This is a genomic window from Stutzerimonas sp. Brlt_14 (assembly GCF_051948915.1).
In the GTDB taxonomy this organism is placed as follows: Bacteria; Pseudomonadota; Gammaproteobacteria; order Pseudomonadales; family Pseudomonadaceae; genus Stutzerimonas; species Stutzerimonas stutzeri.
On the sequence record NZ_JAYJLM010000001.1, the window covers coordinates 742,610 to 756,624 of the forward strand.

General features: G+C 63.4%; 16 protein-coding genes. 1 reads left to right on the forward strand and 15 read right to left on the reverse strand.

What is annotated here, in order from left to right; translation table 11 throughout:
- The first annotated feature begins 45 nt into the window (after nucleotides 1-45).
- A complete protein-coding gene (gene cysE / locus VF716_RS03610; protein ID WP_013983638.1) occupies nucleotides 46-840 on the forward strand; it encodes a serine O-acetyltransferase in 795 nt (264 codons plus the stop codon).
- 84 nt (nucleotides 841-924) lie between these two features.
- Here the strand turns inward: cysE and der are convergent, their stop codons facing one another.
- The 15 genes from der to iscU form a co-directional block, all read right to left on the reverse strand.
- A complete protein-coding gene (der, locus tag VF716_RS03615; RefSeq protein ID WP_011914122.1) occupies nucleotides 925-2,424 on the reverse strand; it encodes a ribosome biogenesis GTPase Der in 1,500 nt (499 codons plus the stop codon).
- Between the two features lie 102 nt (nucleotides 2,425-2,526).
- Complete coding sequence (gene bamB, locus VF716_RS03620; RefSeq protein ID WP_019406735.1) at nucleotides 2,527-3,675, reverse strand: outer membrane protein assembly factor BamB; 1,149 nt, start codon at nucleotides 3,673-3,675, stop codon at nucleotides 2,527-2,529.
- A 3-nt stretch (nucleotides 3,676-3,678) separates the two neighbouring features.
- Entirely contained in the window at nucleotides 3,679-4,320 is a 642-nt protein-coding gene (locus VF716_RS03625; protein ID WP_011914124.1) for a YfgM family protein, read from the reverse strand.
- 27 nt (nucleotides 4,321-4,347) lie between these two features.
- Nucleotides 4,348-5,637, reverse strand: coding sequence for a histidine--tRNA ligase (gene hisS / locus VF716_RS03630; RefSeq protein ID WP_125842798.1), 1,290 nt, complete (start codon nucleotides 5,635-5,637; stop codon nucleotides 4,348-4,350).
- Nucleotides 5,638-5,653: 16 nt separating this feature from the next.
- Nucleotides 5,654-6,766: a flavodoxin-dependent (E)-4-hydroxy-3-methylbut-2-enyl-diphosphate synthase gene (gene ispG / locus VF716_RS03635; RefSeq protein ID WP_013983641.1), complete on the reverse strand. Its 1,113-nt coding sequence runs from the start codon at nucleotides 6,764-6,766 to the stop codon at nucleotides 5,654-5,656.
- Nucleotides 6,767-6,773: 7 nt separating this feature from the next.
- Nucleotides 6,774-7,778 carry a RodZ domain-containing protein gene (locus VF716_RS03640; RefSeq protein WP_440551812.1) on the reverse strand — a complete coding sequence of 335 codons (1,005 nt, stop codon included), beginning with the start codon at nucleotides 7,776-7,778 and terminating at the stop codon, nucleotides 6,774-6,776.
- Nucleotides 7,775-8,533 (reverse strand): type IV pilus biogenesis/stability protein PilW, encoded by a 759-nt coding sequence (gene pilW, locus VF716_RS03645; RefSeq protein WP_011914128.1) that lies wholly within the window; start codon nucleotides 8,531-8,533, stop codon nucleotides 7,775-7,777. The genes VF716_RS03640 and pilW overlap by 4 nt, the downstream gene beginning before the upstream one ends.
- Before the next feature lie 11 nt (nucleotides 8,534-8,544).
- Nucleotides 8,545-9,693 (reverse strand): 23S rRNA (adenine(2503)-C(2))-methyltransferase RlmN, encoded by a 1,149-nt coding sequence (gene rlmN / locus VF716_RS03650; protein WP_020307021.1) that lies wholly within the window; start codon nucleotides 9,691-9,693, stop codon nucleotides 8,545-8,547.
- Nucleotides 9,694-9,712: 19 nt separating this feature from the next.
- Nucleotides 9,713-10,144, reverse strand: a complete 432-nt coding sequence (gene ndk, locus VF716_RS03655; protein ID WP_011914130.1) for a nucleoside-diphosphate kinase — start codon at nucleotides 10,142-10,144, stop codon at nucleotides 9,713-9,715.
- Between the two features lie 157 nt (nucleotides 10,145-10,301).
- Entirely contained in the window at nucleotides 10,302-10,502 is a 201-nt protein-coding gene (gene iscX / locus VF716_RS03660) for a Fe-S cluster assembly protein IscX (protein WP_108242175.1), read from the reverse strand.
- 10 nt (nucleotides 10,503-10,512) lie between these two features.
- Complete coding sequence (gene fdx / locus VF716_RS03665; RefSeq protein ID WP_013983645.1) at nucleotides 10,513-10,851, reverse strand: ISC system 2Fe-2S type ferredoxin; 339 nt, start codon at nucleotides 10,849-10,851, stop codon at nucleotides 10,513-10,515.
- A 5-nt stretch (nucleotides 10,852-10,856) separates the two neighbouring features.
- Complete coding sequence (gene hscA, locus VF716_RS03670) at nucleotides 10,857-12,719, reverse strand: Fe-S protein assembly chaperone HscA (protein WP_017246447.1); 1,863 nt, start codon at nucleotides 12,717-12,719, stop codon at nucleotides 10,857-10,859.
- 39 nt (nucleotides 12,720-12,758) lie between these two features.
- Nucleotides 12,759-13,280, reverse strand: a complete 522-nt coding sequence (gene hscB / locus VF716_RS03675) for a co-chaperone HscB (protein ID WP_014597401.1) — start codon at nucleotides 13,278-13,280, stop codon at nucleotides 12,759-12,761.
- Nucleotides 13,281-13,287: 7 nt separating this feature from the next.
- Nucleotides 13,288-13,611, reverse strand: coding sequence for an iron-sulfur cluster assembly protein IscA (iscA, locus tag VF716_RS03680; protein ID WP_013983648.1), 324 nt, complete (start codon nucleotides 13,609-13,611; stop codon nucleotides 13,288-13,290).
- A gap of 12 nt (nucleotides 13,612-13,623) precedes the next feature.
- The gene (gene iscU, locus VF716_RS03685; protein WP_011914136.1) at nucleotides 13,624-14,010 is read right to left on the reverse strand and encodes a Fe-S cluster assembly scaffold IscU; all 387 of its coding nucleotides are present in this window, start codon (nucleotides 14,008-14,010) and stop codon (nucleotides 13,624-13,626) included.
- Between the last annotated feature and the right edge of the window lie 5 nt (nucleotides 14,011-14,015).

Here is a 14,015-nt window from a genome sequence, read left to right on the forward strand (position 1 = left end):
AGTTCAGGCAATGGCCAACCCGTCATCGACCCTCAAGGAACTGCCATGTCGAACCTTTCCGTCAGCGACCTGTGGAACGAGCTGCGCGCACAGGCGCAACGTGCCCTGGACACCGAGCCGACCCTGGCCACGATCGTCCGCCAGACCATCCTCGATCAGCCGGACTTCGGTGGCGCGCTCGCCCACCGCATCGGCCATGCCCTGGCCGACAGCATCGAACAGAGCCACACCCTGACCGATCGCTTCGCCGGGCTGCACCACCAGCTGCCTGTGCTGGCCGAGACGGCCTGCTGCGACCTGCAGGCGATCGTCAGCCGCGACCCCGCATTCGACAGTGCACTGGAGGTCTTCCTGTTCTCCAAAGGCTTTCTGGCATTGCAGGCGTACCGCATCGGGCATCAGCTGCACGGTCGCGGCGAGCGCTTGCTGGCGATGTACATCCAGGCACGCTGCAACGAACGCCTCGGCATCGACATCAATCCGGCCAGCCGTATCGGCAGCGGCATCATGCTCGACCATGGCACCGGAATCGTCATCGGCGAGACGGCCGTGGTCGGCGACGATGTGTCGATTCTGCAGGGCGTGACCCTGGGCGGGACCGGCAAGGAAGGTGGCGACCGTCATCCGAAGGTTCGCAGCGGCGTGATGATCGGCGCGGGCGCGAAGATTCTCGGCAACATCGAGATTGGCGAGGGGGCCAAGGTGGGTGCCGGCAGCATCGTGCTGCACCCCGTTGCGCCGCATACCACCGTGGTCGGCAACCCAGCCCGCCAGGTCGGCAAACCGCGCCACGCACGACCGGCCCTGGACATGGACCAGTCGTTCGACGGCGACAGCTGAGGCATCACCGAGCCCACACGTGGGGCCGACAGCGGGAACGGGAGGAAACACCCGCCCAGTTCCCAAGCTTGCAGAAATGCGCGATCAGCGCTTTTTGTCGCGGCGCTTCTTCTCGGCCTTCTTGTGGTGGGACATGAGACGCCGCTTCTTGTTGACCTGGCGGTCGGTGAGCGTGTTCTTCTTGCCCTCGTAGGGATTGTCGCCGCCCTTGTACTCGATGCGGATCGGCGTACCGACCAGCTTCAGTACACGCCGATAGGTGTTCTCCAGGTAGCGCGTGTAGGACTTGGGCACCGCATCGACCTGGTTGCCGTGGATGACGATCAGCGGCGGGTTGGCGCCACCCAGGTGCGCATAGCGCAACTTGATGCGCCGGCTGTTGACCATCGGCGGCTGGTGCTCGCGCACGGCGTCCTCGAGGATCTGCGTCAGGCGGCTGGTCGGCCAGCGGGTGATCGCCGACTTGAACGCGGCCTGCACCGACTTGTAGAGGTGCCCGACGCCAGTGCCATGCTTGGCTGAGATGAAATGGATATCGGCGTAGTCGACGAAGAACAGCCGGCGCTCCAGCTCCGTCTTCACGTAGTCCTTCTCGCCCTGCTCCATGCCGTCCCACTTGTTCAGCGCGATGACCAGCGCACGGCCGGTCTCCAGCACGAAGCCCAGCAGGTTGAGATCGTGCTCGACGACACCTTCGCGGGCATCCATGACGAAGATCACCACGTTGGCGTCCTGGATCGCCTGCAGCGTCTTGACCACCGAGAACTTTTCCACCGCCTCGAAGATCTTGCCGCGACGACGTACGCCGGCGGTGTCGATCAGGGTGTACTTTTCCTCGTCGCGCTCGAAGGGGATGTAGATGCTGTCGCGCGTGGTGCCGGCCTGATCGTAGACGATGACCCGCTCTTCACCGAGCATGCGGTTGACCAGCGTCGACTTGCCGACGTTGGGCCGCCCGATGATGGCGATCTTGATGCCTTCCTTCTCGCTCGGGCCCGGAATGCGCTTGGGCTCCTGGCCTTCGGCTACCACTTCCTCGCCTTCCGCGAGCTCCCCGCCCTCCTCGCCTTCCGCGTTCTCGTCGGCGTTGTCCTTGGGGAAAATGCCCAGCGCCTGCTCGAGCATGTGGCTGATGCCACGACCGTGGGCGGCAGCGATCGGCAGCGCATCACCCAGGCCCAGCGGACTGAATTCCGCACGGGCAATATCCGGATCGACGCTGTCGACCTTGTTGGCCACCAGGAAGCAACGCTTGTTCCGCTTGCGCAGGTGTTCGCCGATCATCTGGTCCGCCGCGGTCAGCCCGGCGCGGGAGTCGACCATGAACAGGACGGCATCGGCTTCCTCGATGGCCTGCAGCGACTGCTCGGCCATCTTCGCATCGATGCCTTCCTCGTCACCGGAAATACCGCCGGTGTCGATCACGATGTAGGTGCGCCCCTGCCACTTGGCCTCGCCGTACTGGCGATCGCGGGTCAGCCCGGCGTACTCGGCGACGATGGCATCGCGGCTCTTGGTCAGGCGATTGAACAGGGTGGATTTGCCGACATTCGGGCGACCCACCAGGGCGATTACGGGAACCATGCGGCTCTCCACTGCGATATTTCAGAAAACACGAAGGCCGCTGCAGGGCAGCGGCCGAATATTCATGGCTCCGCCAGGCGGAGCCGCGGGTCCAGCAGGCGGTCAGTCGGCCTGACGAATCGTCAGTGCGACCAGCTTGCCGTCATTGCCGAAAGCATACAGCCAGTCGCCCTCGACCACCGGGCGAGCCCGGACGCCGGAGCTGTCGACCCGCTCACGGGCGACGAAGCGGCCATCTACCTGACTCAGGAAGTGCAGGTAGCCCTCGACATCACCGACCACCACGTAGCTGGACAACACGGCAGGAGCCGACAGCTGACGACGCGCCAGCGACTCGTTGCGCCACAGCGCAGTGGTGGAGCGCTCGTCGATGCCCTCGACGGTACCGTCGGCCAGGCTCAGGTAGACACTGCCGTAGCCCAGCGCCACACCGGAGTAGCTCGACGCGTCACGCTGCCAGAGCACGCGGCCGGTCTCCAGTTCCAGCGCCGCGGCGCGCCCCTGGTAGGTCGCCACGTAGAGGGTGCCACCGGAGAGCAGCAGTCCACCGTCGATGTCCACAACCCGCTCCAGTTCGGACCGGCCCTGCGGGATGGCGACCCGCTGCTCCCATACCGGCAAGCCGCGACGGGTATCCAGCGCGATCACCTTGCCACTGGACAGACCGGCGATGGCCAGCTGATTGGTCAGCAGCGGTGCACCGGTTCCCCGCAACGTCAGCACCGCCGGCGAGCTTTCGTAGCTCCAGCGTTGTGCGCCGGTGTCGATCTCCAGAGCGATCAGCCGGTCATCCTGGGTCTGCACCAGCACGATATCGCCGTTCACGGCGGGGGCGGCCAGCACTTCGCTGCTGACCTGGCTGCGCCAGCGCTCTTCACCGGTGCTGACATCCAGCGCCAGTACTTCACCGCGCAGGGTGCCGATCAGCACCAGGCCGTAGCCGGCACCCACCGCACCGGAAATCGGCTTGTCGAGCTTCTTCTTCCAGTTGACCTTGCCAGTCAACCGATCCATGGACACCACCAGACCTTCGACGTCTGCGGCATAGATCTGGTCGCCATAGACCACCGGGGTCAGCAGGTTGTAGGTCTTGCCCTGCCCTTCGCCGATAGAACGACTCCACTCCTTCTTCAGCGAGATCTCCGCATCGAACTTGGTCAGCTCCGCCGGCTCTGGCTCTTTGGAACTATTGCTGCTGCAACCTGCGGCCAGTACGGCCAGGGTCAGCAATGCTGCAGTCTTCCAGCGCATCGGTTACGCCTCCCCTCGGGCCAGATCATCCAGTTTCATTTGCAGACCGCCAATGGCCGCATCCTGGGACAGCGACTCCTTGGCCTTGCTGTAAGCGGCGTGCGCCTCGTCGTTACGGCCGAGCTGCACCAGCAGATCGCCGCGCAGTTCCTCACGGCTGGCCACGAAGGCGGCATCCACCTTGCCATCGAGCAGCTTGATCGCCTCGTCGGCCTTGTCCTGCGCAGCCAGCACACGTGCCAGACGCTGGCGCGCCAGCTCGTCCAGCGTCTTGTCCGCAGGCTTGTCGACGATGGCGCGCAGCTCGCTGGCGGCCTCGTCCAGGCGGCCGGATTCCACCGCCACCTTGGCCACGAACAGGCTGCCGTACTGCGCATAGTGCGTACCGGCAAAGTCCTTCTTCAGCAGATTGCCCAGCCGCGACACTTCGGCGGCATCAGCCTCGCCGGATTCCAGGGCGGCGCCGAGCAGTTGCTGATAAACCACCGAGGCGCTCTGCGCCTGATTGATCTGGTGCTTCTGCCAGAACTGCCAGCCGAACACCAACACCAGGGCGATCACGGCACCCAGCACAAGCGGCTTGCCGTTGCGCTGCCACCAGTCTTTGATCTGCGCCAGTTGTTCTTCTTCAGTACCCGAGGTCACGCTGTCACTCCTTTTATTCGCTAAGTCTCAGACCTGCTCGAGGCAGGCAGCCAGACGCTCGGGCAGAGCATCCCAGGCAATGCTTTGTTGCTCGCTGTCATCGCGCAGCGGCTTGCAACCTACCACGCGCCCTGCCAGTTCGTCGTCACCCAGAATCAGCGCATAGCGCGCTCCGCTCTTGTCGGCCTTCTTGAACTGACTCTTGAAGCTGCCGCCGCCAGCGTTGACCAGCAGGCGCAGCCCCGGCAGCGCATCACGCAGACGTTCGGCCAGCGCCAGTGCCGCCAGCTCGGCGGCCTCGCCGAATGCACAGATGTAGGCATGCGGTGCCGGGTTCAACGTCTCCGGCACCAGGCCGAGCGTTTCCAGCAGCAGCACCAGACGCTCGACGCCCATGGCGAAGCCGACACCCGGCGTCGGCTTGCCGCCGAACTGGCTGACCAGACCGTCATAACGCCCACCGGCACAGACCGTGCCCTGCGCGCCGAGCTTGTCGGTAACCCACTCGAACACGGTGCGGCCGTAGTAATCCAGTCCACGGACCAGTTTGGGATTGATCTCGTAGGCGATGCCGACCGCATCCAGACGGGCCTTGAGCCCTTCGAAATGCGCCCGCGACTCCTCGTCCAGATAGTCGTGCAGGGTCGGTGCATCGGTCAGCAACGCCTGCGTCTGGGCGTTCTTGCTGTCGAGGATGCGCAGCGGATTGGTGGTCAGGCGACGCTGACTGTCCTCGTCGAGCTGCTCGAAACGCTGTTGCAGGTAGGCCACCAGAGCATCGCGGTAGCGCGCCCGAGCCTCGCTGGAGCCCAGGCTGTTGAGCTGCAGCGCCACCGCATCGGCGAGGCCGAGCTGCTTCCACAGGCGCGCGGTCAGTACGATCAGCTCGGCATCGATATCCGGTCCCGGCTGGTTGAACACTTCCACGCCGATCTGGTGGAACTGCCGGTAGCGACCTTTCTGCGGCTTCTCGTAGCGGAACATCGGCCCGGTGTACCAGAGCTTCTGCACCTGCCCGCCACCCGTCATGCCATGCTCGAGCACGGCGCGCACGCAGCCGGCGGTACCTTCGGGACGCAGGGTCAGCGACTCTTCGTTGCGATCGAGGAAGGTATACATCTCCTTGTCGACCACATCGGTGCCCTCGCCGATACCGCGGGCGAACAGGTCGGTGAACTCCAGGATCGGCAGACGGATCTCGCTGTATCCGTAGCTGTCCAGCAGCTGCGCAAAGGTGCTTTCCAGATAACGCCAGGTCGGCGTCTGCGCAGGCAGGATGTCATTCATGCCACGAATGGCTTGCAGGGACTTGCTCAATGGGATTCCTTAAAGATCAGCTGCGCGCGATGACCGCCGCGTCGGACGCAAGCTTCTCGGCGGCCTTGCGCCGGATGAGCTGCTCCAGCTCATCGACGAGGTTTTCGTTGTTCAGTTTCTGCGCCGGCTTGCCATCGATGTAGACCAGGTTGTTCGGAGTGCCACCGGTCAGGCCGATGTGGGCCTCCTTGGCTTCGCCCGGACCGTTGACCACGCAGCCGATCACCGCGACGTCCATCGGCACCAGCAGGTCCTCGACGCGGGTCTCCAGCTCGTTCATGGTCTTGACCACATCGAAGTTCTGCCGCGAACAGCTCGGGCAGGCGATGAAGTTGATGCCGCGCGAGCGCAAACGCAGAGACTTGAGGATATCGAAGCCGACCTTGATCTCCTCGACGGGATCGGCCGCCAGCGACACACGAATGGTGTCGCCGATACCTTCGGCGAGCAGCATGCCCAGACCCACTGCGGACTTCACCGTGCCGGAACGCAGCCCGCCCGCCTCGGTAATGCCCAGGTGCAGCGGCTGCTCGATCTGCCCGGCCAGCAGCCGATAGGCCTCCACGGCCATGAACACATCGGACGCCTTGACGCTGACCTTGAAGTCCTGAAAGTCCAGGCGATCGAGATGGTCCACATGACGCAGTGCGGACTCCACCAGCGCCTGTGGCGTCGGCTCGCCGTACTTCTTCTGCAGGTCCTTCTCCAGCGAACCGGCGTTGACACCGATACGAATCGGGATGCCCTTGTCACGCGCAGCGTCAACCACTGCGCGAACGCGATCCTCGCGGCCGATGTTGCCCGGGTTGATGCGCAGGCAGTCGACGCCGAGCTCGGCTACCCGCAGAGCGATCTGGTAATCGAAATGGATATCGGCGACCAACGGCAACTGTACGCGCTGCTTGATCCGGCCGAAGGCCTCCGCAGCCTCCATCGACGGCACCGAGACCCTGACGATGTCAGCGCCGGCATTGGCCAGGCGTTGGATCTGCCCGACCGTCGCCTCGACGTCGCAGGTTTCGGTGTTGGTCATGCTCTGTACGGAAATCGGCGCATCGCCACCGACCGCAACGCCGCCTACCCAGATCTTGCGGGACTGGCGACGTTTGATAGGAGATTCGGAATGCATGGTGAGCTTACTGTCCGAGCTTGAGGCGCGCCGTCTCGCCGCGCATGTGGGTGGCGAGATTCACCGCTTCGCCGTTGTAACTGAGTTGTGCACCGCGAGCGTACCCCAGATGGACGTCCAGCGGCGCCTTGCCTGTGACTGTCCTGCTGGTACCGGCCTTGGCCAGGGCACTGAACAGCACGCGACCATCGGCATCCGTCACACGGGTCCAGCAATCGGCGGTAAAGCGCAACTCCAGCTGAGCCTCACCCGGCGCGGCGACAGGTGCCGGTGTGTCAGTGGCTGCGCTCGGAGCCGAGGCTGCTGACGCCTGCACGGGACCTTGCGCGCTATCACCGGTCTCTGGAAGCGGCAACGGCTGCGACTGCTGGGGCGGAGCCGTCGTCGCGTTCGAGCCTGTAGCTTCCGGTGTGCTTTCTGGCGTTACGGCCGCCTCGCTCGCATCCGAATCGACGACAGGTGGCTGTCCATCCGCTACGTCGACCGGCGCCTCGGCCACTTCGTCGGCCCGATCGAGCAGATGAATCTCGGTGGTGCCGTCGGCGCTTTCGACTTCGATCCGCTCAAGTGCCGAGACTGGCGTTGTGCTGGCTTCCCGCGCCGTATGTTCCTGCCACCAGAACCAAGCCGCTGCCGCCAGAGCCAGCAGCAAGGCGAAGCCGAAGAAACGCATGAAACTGCGCGACAGACGGCTGGGCTCCTCAATACGACCGAGACTGTTGACGCTGCTGCCCGATGCGTTGGTGCCGGTGTGCTGGTCGAACTCCTGGACCAGGCGGGTCTGATCCAGACCCAACAGCTTGGCATAGGCCCGAACGTAACCGCGGGCAAAGGTATGGCCCGGCAGCTGGCTGAAGTCGCCTGCCTCGATGCGGGCGAGCGCGCGCTCGGTGAGATTGAGCTGCTGTGCAACCGCAGACAGCGTCAGGCCCTTGTCTTCACGAGCCTTGCGCAGCGTTTCCCCGGGGTTGTTGCCCATCGGTGCAGCCTGTTCTTGGTGCGGCGCGGTCATCGTTGCTCCGAAAGATATTGCTTGTACTCATCCGTACCGGGATACAACCGCCTCAACTGCAGCGCCAGGCTGGCAGCCGTGTCGCGGTCCTGATGGATGTTGGCCAGGCGAATGCCGAGCAGCAGACTCCGTGCAGTCTGATCGGACATCTGGCTGAAGCTGTCGTAGTAACGCTTGGCTGGGACGTACTGCTTGTCTTCGTAGGCCATCATCGCAAGTTCGAGCAGCGCTCGGGGCTGGCGGCCATCCAGACGCAGCGATCGGCTGAAGTAGCTTTCGGCTTCCTCGCGCTTGCCCAGTTGCAGGGCGGTCATGCCGAGGTTCTGGAAGACGCGGGCCCGCTCGGGATACATGTTGTCTTCGGCGGCCTGGCTGAAACGCTCCATCGCTTCCGGATAGCGTTTCTGCTCGAAAAGGAAGCTGCCGTAGTTGTTGAGGATGCGCGCGTCCTTGCGGCTGGACAACGCTTCACGGTAGTGCTTGTCGGCCAGGTCGTTTTCCATTTCGGTCTGGAATACCAGTGCCAGCGCCGCATGCGCGTCGGCGCTGCGTGGGTCGATTTCGAGCGCCTTGCGCAGCGGCGTCTTCGCACGGGCGGCCGCGCCTTGCTGCAGATAACCGATACCCAACTGAATATAGGCATCCCGTGCCTGCTGCCGACCTTCGTCGGTCTTCAGTGGATCGACGGTGCCAGAAGACACGCAACCGGCCAACAGGCCGGTCAGTACAAGCAGCAGCGCAGCGCGCAGAATCATCAGCATCCCCCTCAGGATCGGTTCGAAGCAGTTTGCGCCGCACCCGGCTCGCTCTGCAGCTCGCGTACAGCGATGTATCGCTCGCTTCGACGCGTCCGGTCCAGAACCTGACCGACAAGCTGACCGCAAGCCGCGTCGATGTCCTCGCCGCGGGTGGTACGCACCGTCACATTGTGCCCGCCTTTATGCAGGATGTCCTGAAAACGGCGGATCGCATTGTTGCTCGGCCGCTCATATCCGGAATGAGGGAACGGATTGAACGGAATCAGATTGATCTTGCAAGGAATGTCCGCCAGCAGAGCGATCATCTGCTCGGCATGCTCGGGCTGATCGTTGACACCCTTGAGCAACGTGTATTCGATGGTCAGCACGCGCTTCTCGCCCAGGCGCGACACATAGCGTTTGCAGGCCGCCAACAGCACCTCCAGGGGGTACTTCTTGTTGATCGGCACCAACTGATCGCGCAGCGCGTCGTTGGGCGCATGCAGCGACAGCGCCAGGGACACGTCGATGACCTTGGCCAGCTCGTCGATCATCGGCACGACGCCGGAGGTCGACAGGGTCACCTTGCGCTTGGAAATGCCATAACCGAGGTCGTCCATCATGATCTGCATGGCAGCGACGACGTTGTCGAAATTCAGCAACGGCTCGCCCATCCCCATCATCACCACGTTGGTGATGGCGCGATCGATCTTCGCCGGGACGGTGCCGAAAGACTTGTTGGCAATCCACACCTGACCGATCACCTCGGCCGCCGTGAGATTGCTGTTGAAACCCTGTTTGCCGGTGGAACAGAAGCTGCAATCCAGCGCACAGCCGGCCTGCGAGGAAACGCAAAGCGTTCCACGGCCGCCCTGGGGGATGTACACCGTTTCCACACAGCTGCCCGATGCGACCCGAACCACCCATTTGCGGGTGCCGTCGCTGGAGATGTCTTCACTGACGATCTCCGGGCCGCGAATCTCGGCGCAGGCCTTGAGCTTTTCGCGCAGGGCCTTGCCGAGATTGCTCATGGCATCGAAATCATCGACGCCGAAGTGGTGAATCCATTTCATCACCTGACCGGCGCGAAAACGCTTCTCCCCGATGGACTCGAAGAAGCTTTCCAGTTGCGGCTGGGTCAGACCCAGCAGATTCACCTTACCGGTCGTGGCAATCATTGGACTCACCTTCGCTCACTCAGCGAATGCGTGCGCACACTTCGGTGGCAGCAAAGAAGTAGGCGATTTCACGGGCGGCCGAGGCTTCCGAGTCGGAACCGTGAACGGCGTTCTCGTCGATGGAGACCGCGAAGTCGGCACGGATGGTGCCCGGAGCCGCTTCCTTCGGGTTGGTGGCGCCCATCAGCTCGCGGTTCTTGGCGACGGCGTTCTCGCCTTCCAGAACCTGAACGATGACCGGACCGGAAGTCATGAAGGCAACCAGATCCTTGAAGAAGCCGCGCTCGCTGTGCTCGGCGTAGAAACCGGCAGCTTCGCGCTCGGACAGCTGAACCATCTTGGAAGCGACGACACGCAGGCCGGCCTTCTCGAAACGGGTGGTGATCTCGCCGATCACGTTCTTGGCGACAGCGTCAGGCTTGATGATGGAAAAGGTGCGTTGCAGGGCCATGTAGGACTCCAAAACTGATGGGTTAAAGCGAACGAGTAAACCCGCGGATTATACGCGGGTTGGCATTAAAAACATAAGGGTAGAGGGCCTTGCCGCGGACGCGCGGCCCGATCGCCGAACGGTAACGGCACGCTGGATGCGAACGCCCCGGGAGGCGTTACTCTGCCTCTTCGATCCAGGCGGCCTGGATGGCTTCGAGCACCTTTTCGCCGCCACGACCAGGCTCGTCAGCGAAGTCAGGCAGTTCGAGTACCCAGCGATGCAGATCGACGAAATTCACATAGCGCGGATCGACCTCGGCCTTGCGCTCGGCGAGTTCGATGGCGATGTCCTGCACATCAGTCCATTTCAGTTGCATGTCCTTGCCCTCAATGCCCTTCCGACACCTGGTTGATGGTGTACTTCGGAATCTCCACGACGAGATCGGTATCGGCCACTACCGCCTGACAGGACAGCCGCGAGTTGGGCTCCAGCCCCCAGGCCTTGTCGAGCATGTCGTCCTCCAGCTCATCGGAGGCCTCGAGCGACTGGAAGCCCTCGCGAACCACCACGTGACAGGTGGTGCATGCGCAGGACTTCTCGCAGGCATGCTCGATATCGATGCCGTTGCGCAGCGCGGCGTCCAGCACCGTCTCGCCGGTTTTCGCCTCGATCACGGCACCTTCGGGGCAATGATCGGCATTAGGCAGGAAAATGATCTGCGGCATCTGGGTCAATCCTCGATATCGTTAAGCCGCCGCCCGGCCAAGGCGGCCTTGACGGTGGAATCCAGACGACGCGCAGCGAAGGCGTCGGTGATCTGGCTCAGGCGTTTGGTCTGGCGCTCGATGGCGGACACGTCCTGACTGTCGAGCAACGCACGCAACTCGGCCATCTGAGCCTCGATGGCGGCACGCTCCTCGGTGGAAAGCAGACGTTCCCCGTCGGCAATCAGCGCTGCTTCGACAGCCTCCAGCAAGCGCTGGGCATCGACCAGCTGCTCGCGCAGGGCGCGGGCGTCGCGATCCTGATCCGCCTTGCGGAACGAGTCCTCGAGCATCCTGGCGATCTCGCCATCGGTCAGGCCATAGGACGGCTTGACCTGAATGCTGGCCTCGACGCCGGAGGCCAGCTCACGCGCCGAAACGCTGAGCAGTCCGTCGGCATCGACCTGGAAGGTCACGCGAATCTTCGCCGCGCCCGCAACCATCGGCGGGATGCCACGCAGCTCGAAGCGCGCCAGCGAACGGCAGTCGGAGATCAGCTCGCGCTCACCTTGCAGCACATGGATCATCATGGCCGACTGGCCATCCTTGTAAGTGGTGAAGTCCTGCGCACGTGCAACCGGAATCGTGGTATTGCGCGGGATGATCTTCTCCATCAGCCCGCCCATGGTCTCCAGACCCAGCGACAGCGGGATCACGTCGAGCAGGAGCAGCTCTTCGCCGTCCCGATTGTTGCCCGCCAGGGTCTCGGCCTGGATCGCGGCACCGATCGCCACCACTTCGTCCGGATCGATATCGGTCAGCGGCTCCCGACCGAACAGCTGGCCCACGGACGAACGCACTTTTGGCACGCGGGTCGAGCCGCCGACCATGACCACTGCCGTGATCTCGTCCAGCTCGACACCGGAATCACGCACCGCGCGCCGGCACGACCTGAGGCTTCGGGCAATCAGCGGCTCGATGAGAGCATCGAACGTCTCACGGTGGAGCTCGCCCGCCCAGCCGGCATAGGCGACCTGAACCGTCTCGTCCACGCTGAGGCGCTCCTTGGCATCGCAGGCGATCTTCAACAGCTCGCGCTGCTCGCCGGGCGCCAGATCCTCGGAAACCCCGGCCTGCTGGAGAATCCAGTCAGCCACGGCGTGATCGAAATCGTCACCGCCCAAGGCGGTATCGCCGCCTGTGGCCAGCACCTCGAACACACCCTTGGTCAGACGCAGAATGGAGATATCGAAGGTTCCGCCGCCGAGATCGTAGATCGCGACGACACCCTCGGCCTGACGGTCCAGACCGTAGGCGACCGCCGCTGCGGTCGGCTCATTGAGCAGGCGCAGCACATTGAGGCCGGCAAGCCGCGCCGCATCCTTGGTCGCCTGACGCTGGGCATCATCGAAGTAGGCCGGCACGGTGATCACCGCCCCGACCAGCTCGCCACCCAGCGTCGCCTCGGCGCGCTCGCGCAGCGCCCGCAGGATCTCCGCCGAGATTTCCACCGGGCTCTTGGCCCCCTGGACAGTCTCGATGAAGGGCATCTGCGATTCGGCCTGACGGAAACGATAGGGCAACTGTTCGCCCAACTGCTTGACGTCCGCAAGCCCTCGCCCCATCAACCGCTTGACCGAGCTGATGGTATTGAACGGATCAGCAGCTGCTGCACGCTTGGCACACGCACCGACCTCCACACGATCGGCGTGATAACGCACAACGGACGGTAGAATCACCTGCCCATCGGCATCGGCCAGCGGGGCGGTGACGCCACTGCGCAACGCGGCAACGAGGGAGTTGGTAGTGCCCAGGTCTATTCCGACAGCCAGGCGCCGCTGATGGGGCTGAGGGCTTTGTCCGGGCTCGGCAATCTGAAGTAAGGCCATGTCTGTCTGGTATCGGGCGCAACGCGAGCGTCGCGCGGGTTAATCGTCGAGGCGCTCTTCGAGCTGGCGCACTTCCTGGGTCAACTTGTCGAGAAACTGCATGCGGCGAACCAGTCTTTCGGCATCCACACGGCGCGCGGGGTCTTGCCAGATCTGACCGAAGTCGTCGTTGAGACCTTGCTGAGCCTGCTTGAGCCGCGACTTGAATGCCGCAACACCATCAAGATCGGCCTGCTCGTGAAGCTCTTCGAGCTCTTCGCGCCAATGCATCTGCTGCATCAGGAAGGCAGGATCCTGAACGGTCGCCTCCAACGGCACATCGTGCCCCTCCAACGCCAGCAGATAGCGCGCGCGCCGGCTCGGGCTCTTCAGGGTCTGATAGGCCTCGTTCAGATTGGCCGAACGCTCCAGCGCCTGGCGCTGCTCGCTTTCGCCAGCATCGGCGAAGCGATCCGGATGAACCTGGCGCGCAAGCTCGCGATAGCGATCGGCGAGTTGCGCAAGGTCCAGCTCGAAGTCAGGCTTCAGATCGAACAGTGCAAAGTGACAGGGAGTACCCACGGCGTCCTCAGATATTGAAGCTCTCGCCGCAGCCGCATTCGCCACGAACGTTCGGGTTGTTGAACTTGAAGCCCTCGTTGAGGCCTTCGCGAACGAAGTCGAGCTCGGTGCCATCAAGGTAGACGAGGCTCTTCGGATCGATGATCACCTTCACCCCGTGGCTTTCGAACACCGAATCTTCCGCTGCGGTCTCGTCGACGAACTCGAGGACGTAAGCCAGCCCCGAGCAGCCCGTGGTGCGAACCCCAAGCCGCACACCCACACCCTTGCCGCGCCCTTCCAGCGAGCGACGAACATGCTGAGCTGCAGCGGGCGTCATGGTGATAGCCATCACAATCTCCTGTCAGAGCAGACCTTTCTTTTCCCGGTAATCACGCACCGCGGCCTTGATCGCATCCTCGGCGAGAACGGAGCAGTGAATTTTCACCGGCGGCAGCGCGAGCTCTTCAGCCAGCTGGGTGTTCTTGATGGTTTCCGCCTCTTCCAGCGTCTTGCCCTTCATCCATTCGGTGGCAAGGGAGCTGGAGGCGATCGCGGAGCCGCAGCCATAGGTCTTGAACTTGGCGTCTTCGATGACACCCTGCTCGTTGACCTTGATCTGCAGGCGCATGACGTCGCCGCAGGCCGGCGCGCCGACCATGCCGGTGCCGATGTTCGGATCTTCGGCGTCGAACTTGCCGACGTTGCGCGGATTTTCGTAGTGGTCGATGACCTTGTCGCTGTATGCCATGGTGC

Coding starts and splice junctions, on each gene's coding strand:
- iscA (WP_013983648.1), bottom strand. CDS start 13,611: ATGGCTATCACCATGACGCCCGCTGCAGCTCAGCATGTTCGTCGCTCG.
- pilW (WP_011914128.1), bottom strand. CDS start 8,533: ATGATTCTGCGCGCTGCGCTGCTGCTTGTACTGACCGGCCTGTTGGCC.
- der (WP_011914122.1), bottom strand. CDS start 2,424: ATGGTTCCCGTAATCGCCCTGGTGGGTCGCCCGAATGTCGGCAAATCC.
- ndk (WP_011914130.1), bottom strand. CDS start 10,144: ATGGCCCTGCAACGCACCTTTTCCATCATCAAGCCTGACGCTGTCGCC.
- ispG (WP_013983641.1), bottom strand. CDS start 6,766: ATGCATTCCGAATCTCCTATCAAACGTCGCCAGTCCCGCAAGATCTGG.
- cysE (WP_013983638.1), top strand. CDS start 46: ATGTCGAACCTTTCCGTCAGCGACCTGTGGAACGAGCTGCGCGCACAG.
- hscA (WP_017246447.1), bottom strand. CDS start 12,719: ATGGCCTTACTTCAGATTGCCGAGCCCGGACAAAGCCCTCAGCCCCAT.
- VF716_RS03640 (WP_440551812.1), bottom strand. CDS start 7,778: ATGACCGCGCCGCACCAAGAACAGGCTGCACCGATGGGCAACAACCCC.
- iscU (WP_011914136.1), bottom strand. CDS start 14,010: ATGGCATACAGCGACAAGGTCATCGACCACTACGAAAATCCGCGCAAC.
- rlmN (WP_020307021.1), bottom strand. CDS start 9,693: ATGATTGCCACGACCGGTAAGGTGAATCTGCTGGGTCTGACCCAGCCG.
- iscX (WP_108242175.1), bottom strand. CDS start 10,502: ATGCAACTGAAATGGACTGATGTGCAGGACATCGCCATCGAACTCGCC.
- fdx (WP_013983645.1), bottom strand. CDS start 10,851: ATGCCGCAGATCATTTTCCTGCCTAATGCCGATCATTGCCCCGAAGGT.
- bamB (WP_019406735.1), bottom strand. CDS start 3,675: ATGCGCTGGAAGACTGCAGCATTGCTGACCCTGGCCGTACTGGCCGCA.